Origin of the sequence: Mucilaginibacter agri (genome assembly GCF_009928685.1) — a bacterium.
Classification (GTDB): Bacteria; Bacteroidota; Bacteroidia; order Sphingobacteriales; family Sphingobacteriaceae; genus Mucilaginibacter; species Mucilaginibacter agri.
Genome location: NZ_WWEO01000045.1, coordinates 258,387 through 280,955 on the forward strand (window position 1 = coordinate 258,387; position 22,569 = coordinate 280,955).

At 41.9% G+C, this 22,569-nt stretch carries 20 protein-coding genes; 13 read left to right on the forward strand and 7 right to left on the reverse strand.

Translation table 11 applies throughout. The features are described from left to right. Positions 1–14 precede the first annotated feature (14 nt). Positions 15–437, reverse strand: a complete 423-nt coding sequence (locus GSY63_RS21330; RefSeq protein ID WP_166587881.1) for an acyl-CoA thioesterase — start codon at positions 435–437, stop codon at positions 15–17. 187 nt (positions 438–624) lie between these two features. Between GSY63_RS21330 and rpsO the strand changes: the two genes are divergently transcribed. From rpsO to GSY63_RS21360, 6 genes are all read left to right on the forward strand, one after another. After that, positions 625–903, forward strand: coding sequence for a 30S ribosomal protein S15 (gene rpsO / locus GSY63_RS21335; RefSeq protein ID WP_166587882.1), 279 nt, complete (start codon positions 625–627; stop codon positions 901–903). Between the two features lie 129 nt (positions 904–1,032). Further along, positions 1,033–3,174: a polyribonucleotide nucleotidyltransferase gene (gene pnp, locus GSY63_RS21340; protein ID WP_166587883.1), complete on the forward strand. Its 2,142-nt coding sequence runs from the start codon at positions 1,033–1,035 to the stop codon at positions 3,172–3,174. A 155-nt stretch (positions 3,175–3,329) separates the two neighbouring features. Next, positions 3,330–3,599, forward strand: coding sequence for a hypothetical protein (locus GSY63_RS21345; protein WP_166587884.1), 270 nt, complete (start codon positions 3,330–3,332; stop codon positions 3,597–3,599). 153 nt (positions 3,600–3,752) lie between these two features. Continuing rightward, positions 3,753–4,412 carry a ribulose-phosphate 3-epimerase gene (gene rpe, locus GSY63_RS21350; RefSeq protein ID WP_166587885.1) on the forward strand — a complete coding sequence of 220 codons (660 nt, stop codon included), beginning with the start codon at positions 3,753–3,755 and terminating at the stop codon, positions 4,410–4,412. A gap of 170 nt (positions 4,413–4,582) precedes the next feature. Continuing rightward, positions 4,583–5,650, forward strand: a complete 1,068-nt coding sequence (serC, locus tag GSY63_RS21355) for a 3-phosphoserine/phosphohydroxythreonine transaminase (RefSeq protein ID WP_166587886.1) — start codon at positions 4,583–4,585, stop codon at positions 5,648–5,650. Between the two features lie 79 nt (positions 5,651–5,729). Continuing rightward, positions 5,730–6,692 (forward strand): D-2-hydroxyacid dehydrogenase, encoded by a 963-nt coding sequence (locus tag GSY63_RS21360; RefSeq protein ID WP_208094630.1) that lies wholly within the window; start codon positions 5,730–5,732, stop codon positions 6,690–6,692. 113 nt (positions 6,693–6,805) lie between these two features. On the opposite strand, the gene GSY63_RS21365 is transcribed toward GSY63_RS21360, so the two are convergent. The 4 genes from GSY63_RS21365 to GSY63_RS21380 form a co-directional block, all read right to left on the reverse strand. After that, positions 6,806–8,200 (reverse strand): MBL fold metallo-hydrolase, encoded by a 1,395-nt coding sequence (locus tag GSY63_RS21365; RefSeq protein WP_166587887.1) that lies wholly within the window; start codon positions 8,198–8,200, stop codon positions 6,806–6,808. 117 nt (positions 8,201–8,317) lie between these two features. Further along, a complete protein-coding gene (locus GSY63_RS21370; protein ID WP_166587888.1) occupies positions 8,318–10,147 on the reverse strand; it encodes an ABC transporter ATP-binding protein in 1,830 nt (609 codons plus the stop codon). 21 nt (positions 10,148–10,168) lie between these two features. Next, positions 10,169–10,711: a hypothetical protein gene (locus GSY63_RS21375; RefSeq protein ID WP_243749294.1), complete on the reverse strand. Its 543-nt coding sequence runs from the start codon at positions 10,709–10,711 to the stop codon at positions 10,169–10,171. A gap of 15 nt (positions 10,712–10,726) precedes the next feature. After that, positions 10,727–11,503 carry an SAM hydrolase/SAM-dependent halogenase family protein gene (locus GSY63_RS21380; RefSeq protein WP_166587889.1) on the reverse strand — a complete coding sequence of 259 codons (777 nt, stop codon included), beginning with the start codon at positions 11,501–11,503 and terminating at the stop codon, positions 10,727–10,729. A gap of 105 nt (positions 11,504–11,608) precedes the next feature. Here GSY63_RS21380 and GSY63_RS21385 point away from each other — a divergent pair, with 105 nt between their 5' ends. The 4 genes from GSY63_RS21385 (at position 11,609) to GSY63_RS21400 (ending at position 14,969) form a co-directional block, all read left to right on the forward strand. Further along, on the forward strand, positions 11,609–12,565 hold the full coding sequence (locus tag GSY63_RS21385; protein WP_166587890.1) for a PhoH family protein: 957 nt from the start codon (positions 11,609–11,611) through the stop codon (positions 12,563–12,565). Positions 12,566–12,651: 86 nt separating this feature from the next. Next, positions 12,652–13,596: a phosphoribosylaminoimidazolesuccinocarboxamide synthase gene (locus GSY63_RS21390; RefSeq protein WP_166587891.1), complete on the forward strand. Its 945-nt coding sequence runs from the start codon at positions 12,652–12,654 to the stop codon at positions 13,594–13,596. Positions 13,597–13,651: 55 nt separating this feature from the next. Further along, positions 13,652–14,029, forward strand: a complete 378-nt coding sequence (locus GSY63_RS21395) for an STAS domain-containing protein (protein WP_166587892.1) — start codon at positions 13,652–13,654, stop codon at positions 14,027–14,029. 22 nt (positions 14,030–14,051) lie between these two features. Further along, positions 14,052–14,969, forward strand: a complete 918-nt coding sequence (locus tag GSY63_RS21400) for a ribonuclease Z (RefSeq protein ID WP_166587893.1) — start codon at positions 14,052–14,054, stop codon at positions 14,967–14,969. A 30-nt stretch (positions 14,970–14,999) separates the two neighbouring features. Here GSY63_RS21400 and GSY63_RS21405 read toward each other — a convergent pair whose 3' ends face one another. Further along, positions 15,000–15,944, reverse strand: a complete 945-nt coding sequence (locus GSY63_RS21405; RefSeq protein ID WP_166587894.1) for an MlaD family protein — start codon at positions 15,942–15,944, stop codon at positions 15,000–15,002. A gap of 30 nt (positions 15,945–15,974) precedes the next feature. Then, complete coding sequence (locus tag GSY63_RS21410; RefSeq protein ID WP_166587895.1) at positions 15,975–16,853, reverse strand: N-acetylmuramoyl-L-alanine amidase family protein; 879 nt, start codon at positions 16,851–16,853, stop codon at positions 15,975–15,977. 145 nt (positions 16,854–16,998) lie between these two features. Here GSY63_RS21410 and GSY63_RS21415 point away from each other — a divergent pair, with 145 nt between their 5' ends. From GSY63_RS21415 to GSY63_RS21425, 3 genes are read left to right on the forward strand one after another with little or no spacing between them, the layout of a single operon-like run. Continuing rightward, positions 16,999–19,665, forward strand: coding sequence for a putative LPS assembly protein LptD (locus GSY63_RS21415; protein ID WP_243749295.1), 2,667 nt, complete (start codon positions 16,999–17,001; stop codon positions 19,663–19,665). 6 nt (positions 19,666–19,671) lie between these two features. Continuing rightward, positions 19,672–20,916: a competence/damage-inducible protein A gene (locus tag GSY63_RS21420; RefSeq protein ID WP_166587897.1), complete on the forward strand. Its 1,245-nt coding sequence runs from the start codon at positions 19,672–19,674 to the stop codon at positions 20,914–20,916. 49 nt (positions 20,917–20,965) lie between these two features. Beyond that, positions 20,966–22,567, forward strand: a complete 1,602-nt coding sequence (locus tag GSY63_RS21425) for a dihydrolipoamide acetyltransferase family protein (RefSeq protein ID WP_166587898.1) — start codon at positions 20,966–20,968, stop codon at positions 22,565–22,567. Positions 22,568–22,569: the final 2 nt, after the last annotated feature.

The window sequence follows — 22,569 nt, forward strand, 5'->3', positions numbered from 1 at the left end:
TAGGGGGCTGGGGGCTAATGCTGATAATGATCAATAATATCTTGCGGAAGCCTCGCTGCTTTATTGGTTTTAATATCTATGAGGCTAAAATCAAACCAGCCATCGCAGCAGATCTTTTTAGTGGCTTTATTGCTGATCACAAAATGGACCTTACAGCCACGCTCGTCGATGGTGTCTATATTGGTTTTCACCAAAAAGTAATCGCCCAGCATTAAAGCCCGTTTATATTCTATAAACGCCGTGCGTACCACCCAGCCGTATCCACGTTCCATAAAGCTTTCCATCGACATGCCGTAGAATACGTCCATCTGCTCGTAGCGCGCAGCCATTACGTAATCAAAGTATTTGCTGTTGTGTACATGTTGAAACATATCGATGTCATCGGGCCGTACCCGGTGTTCGGTTTCAAAGCTGGCATATTTCTTTTTGGTAGTCATCTTAAAGTTTGTAAAGTTTCGGGTCAAAAGTATAATTAAAAGCACTATGCGGGATTAATGTTTTACTTTTATACCGCGGGATGTCGAGGCTAAATGTTTTTGAATTCGGGCTTTTTAATCTCAACTATAAAAACTACCTTTGTGCCACAATTAACAAAATATTTAACGCTTTAATATCATTCAAGTAATGTATCTAAGTAAAGAAGCGAAAGCAGAGATTTTCGCAAAACACGGTGGCGAAGCCACTAACACTGGTTCAGCAGAAGGTCAGGTTGCATTGTTTACTACTCGTATTGCACACTTAACCGGTCACCTGAAAAAAAACAAAAAAGATTTTTCTACTCAATTATCACTGCAAAAGTTAGTAGGTAAACGCCGCGCGCTGTTAGCTTACTTGTATAAAAAAGATATTGCAAGATACCGTGCTATCATCAAAGCTCTAGAGCTGCGTGATATCATCAAGTAACTTTTTAGAAATTTCAATAAAAAGCCGTTCGAATTTATCGGATGGCTTTTTTTCATTAAAAACAACGATTTTTAAATAAGCAAAACGATACGCTCCGAAAGATGAAAAGCGTATTACAAAACAACAAAAATGAGTTACAACGTAATTAAAAAAACCATCGATTTAGGTGACGGCCGCACCATTGAGATCGAAACCGGTAAACTGGCTAAACAAGCAGATGGCTCTGTAGTAGTTAAAATGGGCGACACCATGTTATTGGCTACTGTAGTTTCATCGCCAGAGGCAAAAGAAGGGGTAGACTTCCTGCCACTTTCTGTTGACTACCAAGAAAAATATGCTGCTACAGGCCGTATCCCAGGTGGTTTCTTACGCCGTGAGGCACGTTTATCAGACTACGAGGTTTTGATCTCGCGTTTGGTTGACCGCGCTTTACGCCCAATGTTCCCTGAAGATTATCACGCTGATACGCAGGTAATGATCTCTTTGATCTCTGCCGACAAAAACATTATGCCAGATGCGCTTGCTGGTTTAGCAGCTTCTGCTGCTTTAGCTGTTTCGGATATCCCTTTCAACGGTCCGATCTCTGAAGTTCGCGTTGCTAAAATCGACGGTCAACTGGTAATTAACCCAACCTTGAGCGATTTAGAGCGCGCTACCTTAGAATTTATTGTAGCAGGTTCTGAGCACGACATCAACATGGTTGAAGGTGAATCAAAAGAAATTCAGGAAGCTGAATTGGTTGAAGCCATCAAATTTGCTCACACTGCGATTAAAATTCAGTGCTTAGCTCAAAAAGAATTAATGGCTGAAGTTGGCAAAACCGAAAAACGTATTTATAGCCATGAGAACAGCAATGAAGACTTGAAAAAAGCTATCTACGCTGCTACTTACGATCAGGTTTACGCTATTGCTTCTTCTGCTTCTGCGAAAGACGAGCGTGCTACCAAGTTTAAAGAAGTACGTGATGCTTATATCGAAACTTTAGGTGAGATTGATGACGTTACTAAATTCTTAGCTAAAAAATATTACCACGACGTAGAGTACGATGCTATCCGTAACCTTGTATTAGATGAAGGTAAACGTTTAGATGGTCGTAAAACTACTGAGATCCGTCCAATCTGGAGCGAGGTAAGCTATTTGCCATCTGCTCACGGTTCGGCAGTATTTACCCGTGGCGAAACTCAATCTTTAACCACCGTTACTTTAGGTGCTAAAGATGATGAGCAAATGATTGATGGTGCGTTTATTAACGGTTACCAGAAATTCTTATTACACTACAACTTCCCAGGTTTTTCAACCGGAGAGGTTCGTCCTAACCGTGGCGCAGGCCGTCGTGAAATTGGTCACGGTAACCTGGCTATGCGTTCATTAAAACAAGTATTACCGGCTGAAGACGAAAATCCTTACACAATCCGTGTGGTTTCTGATATCCTGGAGTCGAACGGTTCATCGTCTATGGCTACTGTTTGCGCTGGTACATTGGCGTTAATGGATGCAGGTGTTAAAATTAAAGCACCGGTATCTGGTATCGCAATGGGCTTAATCACCAACGAAATGGGTACTAAATATGCTATCCTTTCTGACATTTTAGGTGATGAAGACCACTTAGGTGATATGGACTTTAAAGTAACTGGTACCGAAAAAGGTATTGTTGCTTGCCAAATGGACTTAAAGATCAATGGTTTATCATACGAAGTCTTAACCAACGCGTTGGATCAGGCTAAACAAGGTCGTTTGCACATTCTGGGCGAAATGGCTAAAACCATCAGCGCACCTCGCGAAGATTACAAGCCGTTTGCACCACGTATTGTTACCATTAAAATTGATAAAGAATTTATTGGTGCAGTTATCGGTCCCGGTGGTAAAATCATCCAGGAAATGCAACGCGAAACCGGTGCAACTATCTCTATCGAAGAGAAAGACAATCAAGGTATCGTACAAATTTTTGCTGATGACAAAGCGTCTATCGATGCTGCGGTATCACGCATCCGAGCCATTGCTTCTAAACCAGAAGTTGGCGAAATCTACGAAGGTAAAGTAAGATCGATTATGCCATTCGGTGCATTTGTTGAAATTATGCCAGGTAAAGATGGTTTACTGCACATCTCTGAGATCGACCACAAACGTATCGAAACTATGGACGGCGTGTTCGAAGTAGGCGAGATGGTTAAAGTAAAACTGATCGACGTAGATAAACAAGGTAAATTGAAATTATCGCGCAAGGTTTTATTACCAAAACCAGAGCGTAAAGATGCGGAGCCAAAAGCTTAATTGCATATAAATCATATACTTAAAGGGGTGTCTAATACAGACACCCCTTTTTTGTTTTAGAAAGTTTTCCACATTTTAAAACAATTCAATCGGATATGTACTTTAGTCACTGTAATGTTCCAAGATCCTTTAAAATACGTCGCCCCCTATAAGTAATGGTAACTGCCAGACAAGATCCTTTAAACTTTTTAAATGAGAAGCCGGTAGTTAGTCAGCATAACGAGACCGACATTGTGCAATCCCTGCTTTACGAAATTGTAAGGGTAAAGGAGCTTATTGGTTATTACGAAGAAATTCCAAATGGGGTGGGCCAACTCGGCGCATCCATACTAACAGAACTGGTATCAGAAGCCTACAACTCACTGGTTAACTACGATACCCAACTTATGTTCAAATATTACGACCTGTTGCTTAATTGTGATTGATGTTAAGTTGATTATGTTGGATTAGGTTGATTAAGTTTTAATTGATAATAGTTTGGTTTATGAAGTTTGTCACAGAACACCTAACGGAACTTCAAGAATCTAATCAATCCAGTCGCAATTCAACTATTCACCCAATATACTATCTTTGAATCCATGAACCACCTAGTTGCTCCATCTATACTTGCGGCAGATTTTGCCAATTTACAGCGCGATATCGAAATGATTAACCGAAGTGAGGCCGACTGGTTTCATGTTGACGTTATGGATGGCTTGTTTGTACCCAACATATCATTTGGTTTCCCGGTAATGAAAGCAGTTGCCAAATACGCAACTAAACCCTTGGACGTACACTTAATGATTGTGGATCCTAACCGGTATCTAAAGGAATTTGCTGAAGCTGGTGCGCATGGTATTACCGTGCACATAGAAGCTTGTCCGCATTTACATCGTACTGTGCAAAGTATCAAAGAACTTGGCTGTAAAGCAGGGGTGGCACTTAACCCGCATACACCGGTATCTTCGTTGGTTGATATTATCACCGATCTGGACATGGTGCTTATTATGTCTGTTAATCCGGGCTTTGGTGGGCAGAAGTTTATACCCAACACTTATAAGAAGATAAAGGACCTCACAATGCTTGCTGCCGAAGCAAATCCCAACCTTATTATTGAGATTGACGGCGGAGTTGACCAAAATAATGCTGCACAATTGGTAGAAGCCGGGGTAACAGCGCTTGTTGCAGGCAGTTCAGTATTTGCAGCGCCGGATCACGAAAAAGCCATCATGGGGCTCAAAAATCCACTAAAATCATAGATTTTATATACTATCGCCTTCCAATAAGCAATAATCTTTTTAAACAGAGTGATTTAATGATATTGCTGTGTTAATAAATGATTCATTTTTTTGCCATAATTATATTCCATTTATTTAATTTCGGGGCGGCTAATAAAACTTTTAACCCTTAGCCCATTATACAAACTGATATGAAACATAATTTTGGAGCCGGTCCAGGCATCCTGCCTCACGAGGTATTGAAACAAGCTGCGGAAGCTGTTGTGAATTTTAACGGTATTGGTCTTTCGGTACTTGAAATTTCGCACCGCTCGTCGGAGTTTGAGGCGGTACTTGATGAAGCAGTAAGTTTGGTAAAGGAGCTTTTTGAAGTTCCTGCTGGTTACTCGGTTTTATTTTTACAGGGAGGAGCAAGCACTCAGTTTGCGATGGTTCCGTATAACCTGTTACCAGAAACTGGTAAAGCTGCTTACGTTGAATCTGGCGTTTGGGCAAATAAAGCTTTGAAGGAAGCCAAATATTTTGGTGGGGTAGAGGTTATTGCTACTGCTAAAGAAAGCAATTTTACCTACATCCCTAAAGATTTCACCGTACCATCTGATGCAGCGTATCTGCATTTAACATCAAACAATACGATCTATGGTACTCAGTTACATGAGTTCCCTGCATCTCCAATCCCGGTTGTTTGCGACATGTCGTCTGATATATTCAGCCGCAAGGTTAACGTTGCCGACTTCGGTATCATTTACGCCGGCGCTCAGAAAAACATGGGCCCTGCAGGTGTTACTTTGGTAATTGTTAAAGACGATATCCTGGGCAAAGCAGATCGTAAGATACCTGCAATGTTAAACTATCAAACGCAGATAGAAGGTGGATCTATGTACAACACACCTCCGGTATTCGCTATTTTGGTATCTATGCTTACCCTGCGCTGGTTAAAAGCTAAAGGTGGTGTTGAAGCCATTGAAAAAGAAAACGATGCTAAAGCAAAAGCTTTATACGCCGAGATTGACCGTAACCCATTATTTAAAGGTGTTTGCGTACCAGAAGACCGTTCTAAAATGAATGTTTGCTTCGTGGTAGAAAATCCTGAACATGAAAAACCATTCCTTAAATTCTGTGATGAAAAAGGTATCGTAGGTATCAAAGGTCACCGTAGTGTAGGTGGTTTCCGTGCATCAATTTACAATGCATTGCCTATCACAAGCGTGCATGTACTGATTGACGCAATGCAGGAATTTGCAGAAAAGAATAAATAAATTATTCCTCCGCCCCCTAAAGGAGGGCACTAAACAGACTCCCCCTTTAGGGTGCGGGGGGCTTAACATTAAGAAAATCATGATCAAAATATTAGCCAATGATGGCATCGACCCGATAGGAAAAAAAATGCTTGAGGAAGCAGGTTTTGAAGTTGATACCAATACCATCCCTCAAGACGAATTACCAATTAAATTACAGGCTTACGACGGTATTACTGTACGTAGTGCAACTAAAGTGCGTAAAGCATTAATAGATGCTTGCCCTAATTTAAAAATGATTGGCCGTGGCGGCGTTGGTGTAGATAATATCGACGTGGCGTATGCTAAAGAAAAAGGCATCCCGACCTATAATACTCCGGCATCTTCTTCTAACTCTGTTGCAGAATTGGTATTCGGTCACTTGTTTACCGGTGCCCGTTTTCTGCAAGACAGCAACCGCAAAATGCCGGTTGATGGTGCAACCAAATTTAACGACCTGAAAAAATCATATGCTAAAGGCGCTGAACTGCGCGGTAAAACTTTGGGTATCCTTGGTTTTGGTCGTATTGGTCGCGCGGTAGCTAAAATCGCTTTAGGTGTTGGTATGGATGTTTTAGCATTCGATGTTTATGATTTTGATCCGGAGCTTGAATTAGAACTGGGTGGTGGCAATGTGGTTAAAGCATCTGTTAAAAAAGCTTCACAGGAAGAGGTTATTGCTCAAAGCGATTTCGTAACCCTGCACACGCCTTTTATAGACAAACCGATTTTAGATGCAGCTGCCTTTGCTACCATGAAAAAAGGTGCGGGCGTGATCAACTGCTCACGTGGCGGCTTAATCAACGAGCTCGATCTGATTGATGCCCTTAACAGCGGCCAAATCAGCTTTGCTGGCTTAGACGTGTTCGACAACGAGCCTACACCAAGAGCAGAGATCTTATCTCACGCTAAAATCTCTTTAACCCCGCACATTGGCGCTTCTACAAACGAAGCTCAAGAGCGTATTGGTGTTGAATTAGCTACGCTGATCATTAACCACTTTAAGAGTTTAGAGTTAGCGTAAGCGTTAGAACTAAGAAAGGAGAATCAGGAGTTAAGACCTGATCTTGCATATAAACAAAGTCCCGGTCCATTAAGACCGGGACTTTTCTTTTTTACATATTCTCCATTTTAGAATTACAGCTCGTAACTCAATCCTTTTTCTGGAATTATAACCGGATATTCCTCAGTTTCCAAAGCTACAGCCAATGCTTCCATACTTTGCGGATCACCGTGTACCAGGAATACTTGCTTTAGCTTGGTTTTATCCTGCTCCTTAACAACGTTCATCAGATCGTTATGGTCGCCGTGGGCACTGAACAGGTCAGTTTGTTTAATGGTCGCATATACCGCGAGATCACGGTCTTTAATATGCACTATCGAATCGCCGCGCAATAAGCGATGACCTAAAGTTCCCTTAGCACAATAGCCAATAAACAGGATGGTGCAGTAATAATTTTGGATGTTATAAAAAAGGTGGTCTTGTATGCGGCCACCCTCCAGCATCCCAGCTGAGGAGATGATGATACAAGGCTCAAAATAATTAGAGATCTGCCTGCTGTCCTTAAGATTTTCTATATAGGTAAGGTTATCGAATTCAAATTCGTCGCCCTTTTTATTATAAAAATCATGTGCTTCCTCATTCAGAAGGCTATGAAATTTGCGGAACGTTTGTGTCGATCTCGCTGCCAGTGGGCTATCAACAAATACTTTAACTGGTGGCAGTAACCCACTGCTAAAGATCTTGTTAAGTGAATAAACCAGTGACTGTGTACGACCAATACTAAAGGCTGGGATTATCAAACGGCCAGGCTCTTTAATGCAAGCTTTTTCTACCGTTTCTATCAATACCTGTTCTACTGTTTTATCTGTACTATGGAAACGGCCGCCATAGGTCGACTCTGTGACGAGATAATCAACCGGAGGGATAGTTTGTGGGTCGTTAAGCACAGGATAGTTCTTGCGTCCTATATCGCCCGTAAAGGCGATAGATTTTTCTGTGCCCTGATCATTGATCTTCAATACTGCTGCGCCAGCACCCAGTAAGTGTCCAACGGGGATAAATGTAAGTTCGATATCGCCGGTTAACCGGAACGGTCTGTTAAAGCCGATAGTAACAATACGATCCATGGTATCCATTACATGCTTATGCAGATATAATGGCTGGCTAATTTGATGGTGTTTACCTCCACGGCCACGTTTGCGCGAGCCTTGCGCCTTGTTTAAAAAGATGCTTACCGAATCCATCAGCAACATTTCTGTAAGGTCGGCTGTGGGAGGGGTGCATAAGATCTGGCCTTCAAAACCCAAGCGTACTAATGTGGGCAAATTGCCCGAGTGGTCGATATGGGCGTGGGTTAGTATCACCACATCTATATCTTTGGGTTTAAAGGGGAAATTCTCGTTCGATTGCACACTGCGGTCTTTCTCGTAATCAAGTCCGCAGTCAATCAATATTTTATATCCGGCAACGTCGAGCAAATGCATGCTTCCCGTTACCTGACGGGCTGCCCCGTGTATGGTTAACTTCATTTGTTAGGGTAGGCTTTTTTTGTTCATAGTAGATGGTTCATAGATCATAGCCGTTAAAAATCCAAGCCTCAATATAGTTCATTTACTATGAACAATGAACTATTAGCCATGAACAAGCTACGCTTCCAGTTGCAATTGGCTCAGATAGCGGTACAATCCTGCTTCATTATGCATTAACTCGGCGTGGCTGCCGGTTTCGGTAATGGTACCTCTGTCTAACACAATAATTTTATCAGCTTCGCGAATAGTTGACAGACGGTGTGCAATAATGATAGAAGTACGGTCTTTCATCAGCACCTCTAATGCTTCTTGTACCAAACGTTCAGATTCTGAGTCTAATGACGAGGTTGCTTCGTCTAATATTAAAATAGACGGATTTCTGAGTAAGGCCCTGGCAATGGCAATGCGCTGGCGCTGGCCACCTGAAAGTTTGACACCACGTTCGCCAACCATCGTATCATATCCTTCGGGGAAGTTACTGATGAAACTATGGGCATTGGCTTTTTTAGCCGCCTCCATAACCTCATCCCGGCTCGAACCTAGTTTTCCATAGGCTATATTCTCCAGTATACTGCCGCCAAATAATAATACATCCTGTGGTACAATGGCCACCTGGTTACGGATATCGGTTAATGCAAACTGATCAGCTGTTTTACCATCAAAAGTGATATTACCCTCTTGCGGATGATAAAATTGTAAAATCAACGACGCCATGGTAGACTTACCCGAACCACTCGGGCCTACAATGGCAATCTTTTGTCCGGCTTCAGCATCAAAAGAAACACCTTTTAACACTTCAATTTCGGGACGTGAGGGGTAGTGGAAGTTAACTTTGTTAAAGCTGATGTTACCATCAATTTTTTGTTTTATTTTGTTTTCTTCCGCATCGATAGATACTTCTTCACCTTGTTCAGCCAGTATTTCCAATACGCGCTCGCTTGATCCTACGGCCTTTTGGATATTAGCATATAGATCGGGTAAACTACCCATTGCTGCACTTATGAAGGCTGCATAGACGATAAAGGTGGTTAATTTACCGAAGGTAAATCCGTTATCATGGATTGATACCAGGTACGAACCATACCAGATCTCACCGAAAATAGTTCCGAACAAACAGAATACGATAAACGCACCGAACAGCCCGCGGTATTTGGAACCTTTAATAGCAAGATTAACCACATCGCGCAGGTTACGATCATAACGACCTGCCTCAAAAGCTTCATTTACAAAGGCTTTAACATTGGCTATGCCTTGTAAAGTTTCTTCGACAATGGTGTTAGAATCTGCTAATTTATCTTGTGCCTGGCGCGATAGTTTGCGGATAAATTTACCGAAGAAAATTGCGGTTGCGATTAAAAAGGGCAATACGATTAATAGCGCGAAGGTTAATTTTATGGAAACGACCATTAATAAAATGATACCGCCTACAAGTATAATTATTTGCCTGATAGCCTCAGCAATAGTGGTTGTTAAGGTATCCTGTATTTGTGATAAATCGGCTGATATGCGGCTGTTTAATTCACCAACCCTGCGGTTAGAGAAGAAGTTCATTGGCAGCGTGATCAGTTTGAAATAAGTATCCCTGCGGATATCGGCCAGTGATTTTTCGGCAACTTGCACAAACCACGTAATACGGAAATAGGATACAAAAGCCTGAACAAACAACACAGCAATGGCTACCTCACCAATGGTTGTAAGGTTAGCGGGCATAAATGCGTAGCGTTGTTTACCTTGTGCGGCATCAATCAACGCTCCAAAAAAGCCAGGAAAAGCGAGGCCTGTTAAACTTGATAATACCAGGAAAATAAGGCCGCCTATAAATTTAGCGCGATATGGTTTGATGTAGCTTAAAAGCTTGCCAATATTTTGCAGGCTCTGTTTATTTAATTTTGCTTTTGGTAATTCCTTCTCCGCAGCGTTCCCACTGTTCAATCTTTGTCGCGCCATGTTTATTTCAAAGCAGCTAAATTACATTTTAATCGCTCGCTTTTTACTTAAAACAAATAAAATTGACGTTATGATGAATAGGAAGATCACTGCAATCAGCCAAAACTCCATCGTCGACTGGCCTTTTTCGGCGTTTTTAATACCAGCTTGTAGCTTATCGTTTTGGTCTCTAAGCTTGTTAATGGTATTCATATAAGCAAGCACATTACTCTCAGTTTCATGCACTTTAGTCTGGATGGTTTGTTGTTGGAAAACGCGCGAATCGAGTTGGTTATTCTTAAATGTCAACAATACTTTGGTTTGCTTTAAAATGTCGTTGTCGGTTTTTACAATATCCATCAAAATATCGTTAGAGCGGCGGATATCCTTTTTAGTTTGCATGCCGAAAATGCCCGTATGTTTGCTCAAACTGGCATCGTACTGATCGAATTTGGCCGAACGGGCAGCCAGCATGGCATTGATTTTTTGACGTTGGTTTTGATAAGCAAGCGAATCGGTATTGGGCTGGGCATAAATGCTGCCGCAAGCCAGGCAAGTAATTATCAGCAAAAAGTATTTCTTCATAAGTATTGGGTCAGATCAATGAAAATCTATGATCACGCTGTCACCGAGATTCAACCCTAATAACCCACTTGCATTGCCTTTGTTTATGGCAATTTCTAAATGGTCGCTTATGCCGAATAAACAAAGCTTTTCACCTTCGGGCACTTCGTTATAGTGCCAGCTAAGCTGGGTAATAGTCTCGTTGCGTTTAAAGTAAAGAACGAAGCGACGGCCGTGTTGTACTTTGTTGAAGAAATCTTTAGTGATATTGGTGATCACATTCTGGAATGAATCGATGTAGATCACTACACCTTTAATGAGGTTGCGCTCAACCGCAGGTTGCAGGTTCATCTTCTTCTCGATACTGGTAACGGAGATGCCTATTTCGGTAAGTTTACCGCCTTGCGCCAGGTGGCAGGCTGCCTTTACAAATATGTCGGCGAGTGGGAAGTGCAAAAATTTTAAATCCTGCATAATGTTAAGCTCTACAATTTCGTCGGGCTCGGCATTAAACATCAAAGAAAAAATTCCATTATCAGCACCAACGAAATAATGTTCTTTGTATCTTACTGCCAGGTACCGGGTATGTGCATTGTAAACCGTGTCTATACCTATAAGGTGTACCGTATTTGCAGGAAAATAATGATAACTGTTTTTAAGAACAAACGCTGCCTGCTGCACGTTAAAAGCAGCTACGCTGTGCGTAATGTCAATAATACTAACATTTGGCAACAAGCTAAGTATGCTGCCTTTGAGGGCAGCCTGGTAGATATCTTTATCACCCAGATCAGTTGTTAATGTTATTATCGGCATTACTTTTTTAAATATTTATTGTTAATCTTGTACAAGGAGATTACAAGCTGCAAATATTCAAAATTTTTAAGCATAAAAAATCTGTAACTATAAAATCAGTTAATATTGAACGAACTTAAATTATCTCTAGAGAATATAAACCCGGCGGTATTGTGGGGACCTAATAATGATCACTTCGAAATTATTAAAAAACAATACCCTAAGCTTAAGATCGTTGCACGCGGTAGTGAGGTAAAAATATTGGGCGACGATAACGAACTAAACGTGTTCGGCGAGAAGTTTCAACACTTGCTCAATCACGTCGAAAAATTCGACAATCTCAATATTACTGATATCGAACGCATTCTTGGATCGAAGGTGCAGATTCAGCAGGCAGAACCAGCTAATGATAAATCGACCACAGGCGAAGTAATTGTATTTGGCCCCAACGGCATAATGGTTAAGGCGCGTACAGCCAACCAACGCCGCATGGTCGATAGCATTGTTAAAAGCGACATCCTGTTTGCTATTGGCCCCGCAGGTACTGGTAAAACTTATACGGCGGTAGCTTTGGCTTGCAGGGCGCTGAAAAACAAGGAGATCAAAAGAATTATCCTAACCCGACCGGCCGTTGAAGCAGGGGAGAACCTGGGCTTTTTACCGGGCGATTTAAAGGAAAAGATCGATCCGTATCTGCGCCCATTATATGACGCGCTGGATGATATGATCCCTGCTGAGAAATTAAAAACTTACCTGGAAAACCGTACCATAGAAATTGCCCCCTTGGCATTTATGCGCGGCCGTACACTGGATAACTGCTTTGTGATATTGGATGAAGCACAAAATGCCACCGATATGCAGCTTAAAATGTTTTTAACCCGTATGGGCCCAACCGCCAAGTTTATTGTAACCGGCGACGTAACCCAAATCGATTTACCAAAAAAACAACAGTCGGGCCTACACACTGCTTTGCGTATCCTTACGGATATAAAGGGCATTGATATTATATACCTGACGGGCGAGGACGTAGTGCGCCACAAACTGGTTAAGCGTATTTTGGAAGCCTACGGGGATATACAATAAAATTTCAGAATCAAGAATCAAGAGTCAGGAATCAAGACTATATTTGCGGCTCTTGATTCCTGACTCTTGACCCTTGATTCTATACTATGAATGCTATAAAAGAAACACACTTCAACTTTCCTAACCAAACATCTTTTTATAAAGGAAAAGTACGTGATGTGTACACCATCAATAACGAATACCTGGTAATGGTTGTTAGCGACCGCATCTCTGCTTTTGATGTGGTTTTACCGGAGCCGATTCCGTACAAGGGGCAGGTGCTCAATCAAATCGCTGCCAAATTCTTAAAATCGACAGAAGATATCGTACCTAACTGGGTGGTATCTGTACCAGATCCAAGCGTTACTATTGGCCGCATTTGCGAACCCTTTAAGGTAGAAATGGTAATTCGCGGTTATCTTGCAGGGCATGCCTGGAGAGAGTACAGCGTCGGTAAACGCGAAGTTTGCGGTGTGAACCTACCCGAAGGTTTGAAAGAAAACGACAAACTTCCGGAGCCTATTATTACCCCAACCACCAAGGCCTCAGTAGGGCACGATGAAGATATTTCGAGAGAAGATATAGTAGGCAGGGGCATTGTAAGCAGTGAAGACTACGAACAATTGGAAAGATACACCCGTGCTGTTTATCAGCGTGGTACTGAGATTGCCGCCCAACAGGGTTTAATACTAGTTGATACCAAGTACGAATTTGGTAAATATGATGGTAAAATTTACCTGATTGATGAGATCCATACGCCAGATTCTTCACGTTATTTCTATAGCGAAGGGTATGAAGAACGCCAGGAGAAAGGCGAGCCACAGAAACAGCTTTCGAAAGAGTTTGTAAGAAAGTGGTTAATAGAAAACGGCTTCCAGGGTAAAGACGGGCAAACAGTTCCGGAAATGACGCCTGAAATTATTACTTCGATCTCCGAGCGCTATATAGAGCTTTACAATAAAATTACCGGCGAAACATTTGTTAAACCAGAAGGTGGCGAAGTTACAGCGCGAGTTGAGAAAAATGTTAATGCAGCGCTTGCCGCACTGTGATTTCATTTGTAATCAAATTAATGTATCTTAGCTTATAATTTATAAACAGACAATAATGAAGTTTACGATTGATAAACACGAGAAATATGTAGTTCTGAAGCTGAACGAATCGAAATTGAATTCGTTATTCACCCCGCAGCTAAAATCAGAGCTAATACTTGTGAATGCAGAGGGGCAGCGAAATATAATCCTTGACTTATGCCACGTTAAGTTTGCAGATTCATCGGGCTTAAGTAGTTTACTGGTAGGTCATCGTCTATGCAAAAATGCTGAGGGTGTATTTATTCTTTCGGGTTTAAGTGAGGCAGTAGCGCGTTTGATCACGATCTCTCAGTTAGACACTGTTTTAACCATTGTGCCAACTACTGAAGAAGCTGTTGACCTGGTATTTATGGAAGAAATAGAAAAAGAACTAAAAAAAGAAGCAAAATAAGCCATTTGTATGTTTAGCCTTCATGAAGTTTGAAGTAACCATACTTGGCAGCAGTTCTGCTACCCCAATATACAACAGAAACCCTACTGCACAGGCGCTCAATATAAACGAACGCCTATATTTAATTGATTGCGGCGAAGGCACCCAGCAGCAAATGCTAAAGTTTGATGTAAAGGCCAGCCGCATTGATCATATCTTCATCAGCCATCTTCACGGTGATCATTATCTAGGACTTGTTGGTTTACTATCTTCCTTGCATCTTAACGGGCGCTCAAAGCCGTTAAAACTATTTGGGCCAGCCCCGCTTAAAGAGATCATCGATCTGCAATTTAAATACTCTGACACTACGCTCAACTACGAAATAGAATTTTATCCGACGGACCCTACCCAACCCGCCGTTATACTGGATACCAACGAAATTACCGTAGAAACAATACCGCTCGATCACCGCATTGCCTGTACTGGCTTTTTCTTTAAACAAAAGAAAACACTGCGCAAACTAATTAAAGAGAAAGTTGAAGCACTTGCTATCCCGGTAAATTACTTCTCGTTGTTAAAGCGCGGGCAAAATTATGTGGCTCCGGATGGAACGGTTTACCAAAATGATGAACTGACCATCGATTCCAGCGTTCCTAAATCATATGCTTATTGTTCGGATACACTGTACAATCAAAACTATTTCGCGCAAATAGCCAATGCAGATTTACTTTATCACGAATCGACATTCCTGCATAATATGCTCGATCGTGCTTTGCAAACGCACCATACCACAGCCTGGCAGGCAGCAGATGTAGCCTTGCAAACTGGCGCACATCAGTTACTGATCGGCCATTTTTCGGCGCGCTATAAAACCTTGAATGAACTTTTGGATGAAGCCAGAAGTGTTTTCCCCAACACCGAGCTGGCTATAGAAGGCAAAACATTTACAGTAGGAGCTTAGCCCTGCTGTAAATGTTTTGATTTTAAGATCTTATTTATCTTTTTTTCCGAATACTGAGAAGCTTACGTAACGGCTTGGGTGGGCTTTGATATCTATAAACAGGTTGTTTAAGTTACCCGATGCTGCATTAAGATTTTTATACATCTGATCGTCGTTGATCAGTAGAGATAAAGAACCAGTGCCGCTATTGATTTTGTTAACTGTGGCTTGCAGGTCGGCCATTGTTTTATTGGCGTTGTCTAAAGTCTGTTTAATATTAGAGCTGGCCAGATCGTTACTAAATGTTTCGAAGTTGGATGATACATTTTGAAAATGCTCTGTAGTAGTTTTTAAGTTGGCTGACACTACCTCCGCATTTGCCAATACATTATTAATGTGCCCTGTTTGTGAGCCAACAAGATTATCTATTTTCTTAGTAGTGCCTTCTAATGTTTGTAATGAGTTGGCAATGCTCAAAAAGCTGCGGTCTACGTTTTTCTGAAAATCAGGATTAAGGATCTTGTTAACGGAGCTTAAAGTCGAATCCATTTTAGAGATCAGCAGCTCGGCTTTCTTTTGTACGGGTTGGAGGCTTTCTGCAAGGCTGCCTGCTACATTAGCACGGAGCGTATCTTTATCTTCCGCATATTCCTTACTGGTACCTAGCTGAAATACGATGGCTTTACTGCCTAAAAGGTCGGTACTTTCCAACTCCGCCAAGGTGTTAACGGGTACGTTATATTGGTGCTCTATCTTAAATTCAACAATAGTACGGCCATCTGGCAGTAACTCCATTTTTGAAACCTTACCGATAGGGAAACCATTTACTAAAACAGGTTTTGAAACTGTAAGCCCTTCTACACTTCGATAGATGGCATAAAAACGATTGGAGCTCGAGAATACCTCCGATCCCCTCAAATAACTGAAGCCTAATAATAATATGGTGATGGCAAGTACGGTAAGTATGCCTACTTTGGTTTCGTTCGCTATTTTCAAAATGTAGATGTTTAGTTTTTCGGCTTAAAGTTAATTAGATTGTTCTACTTGTTGCTTATATATCTGTATAGATCGAATTAAAGTTGCCACAATTTCGTCCTGTCCGGCGTCTGAGTTAAGATAATCTTCCTCCTTAGGGTTATTAATATATCCCGTTTCAACCAGTACCGAAGGCATAGCACTATGGCACAAAATTAAAATACTTTGCTCTCGCACACCTTCGCTCGGTCTTCCATCGGTTTCTTTAAATTCATCATTAACAATATCTGCAAAACGGATACTTTGTTTGCGATACTTATTTTTAAATGCGTTTAGTAAAATCATCTGCGTTGGGTCATTAAAATCAACCCCACTGCCACCTTTAACATCTTTTTCCTCAAATAAGTTTTCCCTTATTGCTGCAGCTTCTTCTATATCGCCGCCATTTGCGTTGCCGCCACGGTGAAAACCATATACTAGAACCAGTACTCCGCGTCCGGATTGGTCGGGAACGCGCTTTTTACGGCCATTTACGGTAATAGTCTTATCCGACAATGAATTGCAGTGCAGTGAAATAAAAAGATCGCCTTTAGCGTCGTTAGCAATGTCAGATCGTTTTTGCCACAGAATATCGTCATCAGTGGTACGTGTCATTACTACTTTAACATCGGGCACATCTTTTTCTATTGCTTTCTGCAATTTAAAAGCCAATGCCAGCGTTACATTCTTTTCGAGCGAATAAGCGCCATTTGCACCGGCTCTTTTTCCACCATGGCCAGCATCAACAACAATTGTTCTAACTTTATATCCGTTGTAAACGGAGCTATCCTTTTTAGTTGTGTCTGGCAAAATTTTAAAAGAAAATAATGGAAGAGAGAACAGTAATACACAAGTACGGTAAATGAATCTTTTGAATGCTTTATTTTTCATTATTTTTGAACGCTGTTATCTTTAACTGCAAAAATACTATTCGAAACTAATTTTGAAATTCGCCAGTCTATTTTTTCTCTTATCACTTGTTATCGCGGCGAATGTATCATTTGCTGCCCCTAATAACGCTTTAAACCGGCATTTATTGGCAATTGATACAATTATTAAACGCGATAGCCTACCAAAAGTAAAATCACCCGCAGGTAAAAAAAATCTACCTGCTAAGGGGGCTAAGCCGGCTACCGCAGCTAAAGATACGTCATCGAAGTCAAAAGGCAATCTGGAAAATTTAGTTAAATGGACTGCAGAAGACTCCAGCTATGTGGATAAAGAGCGTAATATCATGTATTTATATGGCAGGGCACGTGTTACTTACGAGGATTTTGAGGTTGATGCCGACTATATACGTGTAAATCAAAAGACCCATGAGATCTTTGCCCGCGGACAAAAGGATCCTAAAACGCATCGTTACGTAGGTAGGCCTATTGTTAAGCAAAAGAGTGATAAACCTGCTGCTGCCGATTCTATGTTTTATAATTATGAAACAAAGAAGGCAAAGGTATTTAACCCCGCATCTGAGCAAACGGGTAACTTTATATCTGGCGGTGTGGCCAAAAAATTAAACGAAACCGAGGTAGCTTATCACAATGTACTTTACAGTACCTGCGATCTGCCTTATCCGGATACGCACTTTGGTATAGTGATCACCAAAGGTATTGCCGAAAAAAATCAGATCGTATCGGGGCCAGCATATCTGGAAATAGCCGGAGTGCCATTACCGCTGGCCATTCCGTTCGGATTTTTCCCAAAACCAAATTCAAGGGCGTCGGGTGTTATCCTGCCCACATTTGGAGAGGATGCCAAGCGTGGTTTCTTCTTACAGAACTTTGGTTACTATGTGGGTATTAATGATAATATCGACTTAACCAATATGGCGTCGGTATATTCAAAAGGATCATACGAGTTAAGCACTACCGCGCGATATATCAAAAGATATGCCTATCAGGGTACAGCCAAACTAAGCTACAGCTCAAACAAATATGGTAACCCCGGCGATCCGGCTACAAAAAGCTATAATATTTTATGGTCGCATGCACAGGATCCTAATGCAAGCCCAGGTTCAATATTCAGTGCCTCGGTAAACGCAGGTTCAAGTAATTATTATTCAAATTCGCCCGGCACGCAGAATTATAATTATCAGCAAATGACCCAGGCAACTCTGCATTCCAGCATTGCATATTCTCGTACCTGGGCCGGTACTCCGTTTAACCTTGCAGTAAGTGCCACACATAGCCAGGATATAGCCAATAAGACCATTAGTATCGAACTACCTTCATTTACTTTCAATATGGCCAGTATAAGCCCATTTGACTCTAAGGATAGGGTAGGCGAGCAAAAATGGTATCAGAGGCTTACGATAAGCTACAGCTCTACAGGTACCAACAAGGTGGATAATGTACCGGAAAATAATTTATTTAAAAGCTCCATTACCAAGCGTCTGCAAAGTGGTTTTAAACAAACCATCCCTGTTGGGTTGAACCTTACATTCCTGAAATATTTTCAGTTTAGTACCAATGCTACTTATAATGAATTTTGGAACTTCCAGACAGTTAATCAACATTATGATCGCTTAAACACCAGTATTACCAGCACAACTTCGAGCTCAAATCCAAATTTGGTTATAGATACAGCATTTGGCTTTAAAAGAACTGGTCAGTATAATTTAGGAGCATCGCTCTCTACTAAATTGTATGGAACCATGAATTTTAAAGGCAAACTTCAGGCTATCAGGCACGTAATGACACCATCGTTCAGTTTTAACTATTCGCCTGACTATACAAATGCGAGTTATAACAAAACCATAGTAAGTCAGGTTGCCGTTCCTTACCCATATCAGCTTACCCGTTATTCTACATATGCTAATTCGGCTTATCCCGTAACCGCTACCCCCAAACAGGCGGGAATAGGTTTTAGTCTCGACAATACGCTCGAAGCAAAGATTCGCCCTAAGGCAACCGATACTTCGCAAACTGCTAAAAAGGTGCAGATATTGCAGGGCTTCTCTATATCAACGTTTTACAACTTTGCGGCCGACTCATTTAGGTTATCAACTATTTCGTTAACCGGACACACTGCCGTATTTAATCAAAAATTGAATATCAGTTTTGGCGGTATTTTAGATCCTTACGTGCTTAACGTACGCGACTCGATACAAAATGGGGTAATTGTAAAATATTCAAAGCTTGTTGATCGGTTCACGCTTCAGGATGGCCATTTGCCGCGCCTTACGAGTTTCTTTGTGTCCGCGAGTATTAACCTCAATTCGAAATCAAAGATGCCTAACAAATTCAATCCGAATTTGCCGAATAGTATAAATGCCAATACCATGCGGGGGCTAACGCCTGATCAGGCAGAACGGTTGGCATTGGTAAGTCAGGATCAAACCGCATTTGTTGATTTTAACGTGCCCTGGAACGTAAATTTGAATTATAATTTCACTTACGGGAATACCAATGGTTACCAAACCACTGTGGCGCACACTATACAGGCTAATGGCGATTTAAACATTACGCCGAAATGGAAGGTTACGGTACAGTCTGACGTGGACATCCGAAAGCAGAAGGTAAGTAATATACAATTTGGCTTTTACCGCGATTTACATTGTTGGGACTTATCGATGCAATGGACGCCATTTGGATATTACAAAATGTATAACGTAATGCTTAGGGTTAAGGCGTCAATATTACAGGACCTGAAACTTAGTAAACGAAACGATTATACAACAAACTCGAGCTACAACCCTTATTATTAGAAAAATATGCTTGCTGAAATTATCACCATAGGAGATGAAATACTGATAGGGCAGATTGTTGATACCAATTCTGCTTGGATGGCTACACATTTAAATGAAGCTGGCATCCGTGTAAAACAGATCTCATCCATATCGGACGATAAGCAGCATATCCTCACGGCTTTGGCAGAAGCGCATCAACGAGCTGATGTTATCCTGATTACAGGCGGCCTTGGGCCAACCAAGGATGACATTACTAAAAAAACGCTGGCTGAATATTTTGGTGTGGGTTTCCGGATGGATGAGTCGGCGCTCGAAAATGTCAAAAAAATATTTGCCAAATACAACCGCCCGCTGCTTGATGTTAATGTAAAACAGGCCGAAGTGCCCGAAAATTGTGAGGTAATACCTAACAACAATGGCACCGCGCCGGGTATGTGGTTTGAGCATGAGGGCAAGATTTATGTGTCGATGCCGGGTGTGCCTTTTGAGATGCAATATATGATGGAGGAAACGGTTACCCCGAAATTGATGCACCGTTTTCAACTACCTAGAGTGATCCATAAAACGATACTGACAGTAGGCGAGGGCGAATCATTTTTAGCCGAAAGAATTGCTGATATTGAGAACAGTTTACCGCCAACCATTAAGCTAGCTTATTTGCCAAAACTAGGGCAAGTGAGGTTAAGGCTAAGTGGGTACGAAGATAAGGCAGGCGATTTGCAAAAGCAGATTAACCATTATGCCCAATTGCTTATTGAGCGGATTGGCAAGGTTGTAGTTACCGACCAGGATGTGCCACTGGAGAAAGCTATTTTAAATAAAATGGCCGTTAAAGGTCTTACACTTTCTGTTGCGGAAAGTTGCACAGGTGGGTACATCTCTCATTTATTTACCCAACATGCCGGTTCATCTGAAGTATTTTTTGGTGGGGCAGTATCCTATTCGTATGAGTTAAAAGAAAGCCTTTTGGGTGTTAAGAATGAAACCTTATGGCAACATGGGGCTGTGAGTGAGCCCACGGTTATTGAAATGGTTGAAGGGGCGCTCGCTAACTTCAAATCTGATTATGCAATTGCCGTTACCGGTATTGCCGGGCCAGGTGGAGGTTTACCCGATAAGCCTGTGGGTACGGTTTGGATAGGCGTGGCCAGTGGTGGTAAAACTATGGTTAAAAAGCATACTTTTGGTAGCAAGAGATTACAAAATATCGAAAGAACGGCTATCGCGGCTTTAGGGATGTTAAATACTTTATTAACAGAACTTGATTAATAGCCCCGAAATAGTTTAATTTTGACTCATTAATAATAGGAAAGCATCTATGTCTAACTATCAGTTGTTGCTGCCAAAAATGGGCGAAAGCGTAGCGGAAGCAACCATTATAAAGTGGTTAAAGAACCCTGGCGATTATATCGAAGCAGATGAAGCGGTTTTAGAAATAGCTACCGATAAGGTAGATTCTGAAGTGCCTTCGCCTGTGGCAGGTAAATTAACCGAGCAACTTTTCCGTGTTGATGATGTAGTACAGGTGGGTTCGCCCATTGCACTGATACAAGTTGAATCGCCCAATGGCGTTAGTGCACCCGAGCCCGCCAAGGCAGCACCGGTTGCTACGCCGGCTCCACAACCTGCCGCTTCAGAACAAACAACATCTAATATTCCTGGCATCGATCAGCTGGAAAACAGATCTGCAGCATCAGCACAAAAGCCGTTGCAAACCGGCGGCAGCCAATCTAATAAGTTTTATTCGCCTTTGGTAAAAAGTATTGCCGCACAAGAAGGTATTACTATAGCCCAACTGGACACTATTGTGGGTACAGGAGCCGAAGGTCGCCTTACCAAAGAAGATCTGCTAGCCTATCTGCAAAACAAGAATGGCAGCACGTCACAAGCGGCAGTTACAATTCCACAACCTTTAACTCAACAACAACCAGCGCAGCAGCAATACCAACCGCCTGTGCAACAAACAGAGCAACCCCAAGCAACGCAGCAAGTTGCGCAGCCTTATGGCGCGCCGGTTCAACAACCGTATCCGCAACAGTTTATGCCGCCTCCGGGGTATCCGCAAATGCCTTACATGGTGTTTCAGCAAATACCACAACCTGTGTATTATGCAGTGCCGGGCTATCCGCAACCATATCCGGTTCAGCCCGAAGCTCAACAACCGCAACCACTGGCGCAACCTGCAAATAAACCTGCTGTTTCTTTAAGTGCAGGTGATGAGATTGTGGAGATGGATCGTATGCGAAAGCTAATTGCAGAGCATATGGTAAACAGCAAGCAAACTGCGCCGCATGTTACATCATTTATAGAGGCCGACGTTACTAACCTGGTACAATGGCGCGATAAGAATAAACAGCAGTTTGAAACGCGCTACGGCGAAAAGTTAACCTTTACTCCAATCTTTGTAGAGGCGGTAGCCAATGCAATTAAGGCCATGCCGATGATCAATGTATCGGTTAGCGGCACGCAGATCATCAAACGTAAAAATATTAATATAGGCATGGCTACTGCTTTGCCAACCGGTAATCTAATTGTTCCGGTTATACGTAACGCTGACGGGCTTAATTTACCCGCATTAGCAAAATCTGTTAACGACCTGGCCAACCGCGCGCGCAACAATAAATTGCAGCCCGATGAAGTTAAAGATGGCACTTTCACCATTACCAACGTCGGTACGTTTGGCAATGTAATGGGCACGCCGATAATTAACCAGCCTCAGGTAGCTATACTAGCACTTGGCGCTATCAAGAAAAAGCCGGCCGTAGTAGAAACGCCTTCAGGAGATGTAATTGCTATCCGACATATGATGTTCCTGTCCTTATCTTACGATCATCGTGTTGTGGATGGATCACTAGGTGGATCATTCATTAAAAAAGTAACCGACTATCTGGAAAGTTGGGACGTTAATAGAGAAGCGTAATA

Bases quoted from the DNA above. Each gene is read 5' to 3' on its own strand.
- GSY63_RS21330 (WP_166587881.1), bottom strand. From the start codon at position 437: ATGACTACCAAAAAGAAATATGCCAGCTTTGAAACCGAACACCGGGTA.
- rpsO (WP_166587882.1), top strand. From the start codon at position 625: ATGTATCTAAGTAAAGAAGCGAAAGCAGAGATTTTCGCAAAACACGGT.
- pnp (WP_166587883.1), top strand. From the start codon at position 1,033: ATGAGTTACAACGTAATTAAAAAAACCATCGATTTAGGTGACGGCCGC.
- GSY63_RS21345 (WP_166587884.1), top strand. From the start codon at position 3,330: ATGGTAACTGCCAGACAAGATCCTTTAAACTTTTTAAATGAGAAGCCG.
- rpe (WP_166587885.1), top strand. From the start codon at position 3,753: ATGAACCACCTAGTTGCTCCATCTATACTTGCGGCAGATTTTGCCAAT.
- serC (WP_166587886.1), top strand. From the start codon at position 4,583: ATGAAACATAATTTTGGAGCCGGTCCAGGCATCCTGCCTCACGAGGTA.
- GSY63_RS21360 (WP_208094630.1), top strand. From the start codon at position 5,730: ATGATCAAAATATTAGCCAATGATGGCATCGACCCGATAGGAAAAAAA.
- GSY63_RS21365 (WP_166587887.1), bottom strand. From the start codon at position 8,200: ATGAAGTTAACCATACACGGGGCAGCCCGTCAGGTAACGGGAAGCATG.
- GSY63_RS21370 (WP_166587888.1), bottom strand. From the start codon at position 10,147: ATGGCGCGACAAAGATTGAACAGTGGGAACGCTGCGGAGAAGGAATTA.
- GSY63_RS21375 (WP_243749294.1), bottom strand. From the start codon at position 10,711: ATGAAGAAATACTTTTTGCTGATAATTACTTGCCTGGCTTGCGGCAGC.
- GSY63_RS21380 (WP_166587889.1), bottom strand. From the start codon at position 11,503: ATGCCGATAATAACATTAACAACTGATCTGGGTGATAAAGATATCTAC.
- GSY63_RS21390 (WP_166587891.1), top strand. From the start codon at position 12,652: ATGAATGCTATAAAAGAAACACACTTCAACTTTCCTAACCAAACATCT.
- GSY63_RS21395 (WP_166587892.1), top strand. From the start codon at position 13,652: ATGAAGTTTACGATTGATAAACACGAGAAATATGTAGTTCTGAAGCTG.
- GSY63_RS21400 (WP_166587893.1), top strand. From the start codon at position 14,052: ATGAAGTTTGAAGTAACCATACTTGGCAGCAGTTCTGCTACCCCAATA.
- GSY63_RS21410 (WP_166587895.1), bottom strand. From the start codon at position 16,853: ATGAAAAATAAAGCATTCAAAAGATTCATTTACCGTACTTGTGTATTA.
- GSY63_RS21420 (WP_166587897.1), top strand. From the start codon at position 19,672: ATGCTTGCTGAAATTATCACCATAGGAGATGAAATACTGATAGGGCAG.
- GSY63_RS21425 (WP_166587898.1), top strand. From the start codon at position 20,966: ATGTCTAACTATCAGTTGTTGCTGCCAAAAATGGGCGAAAGCGTAGCG.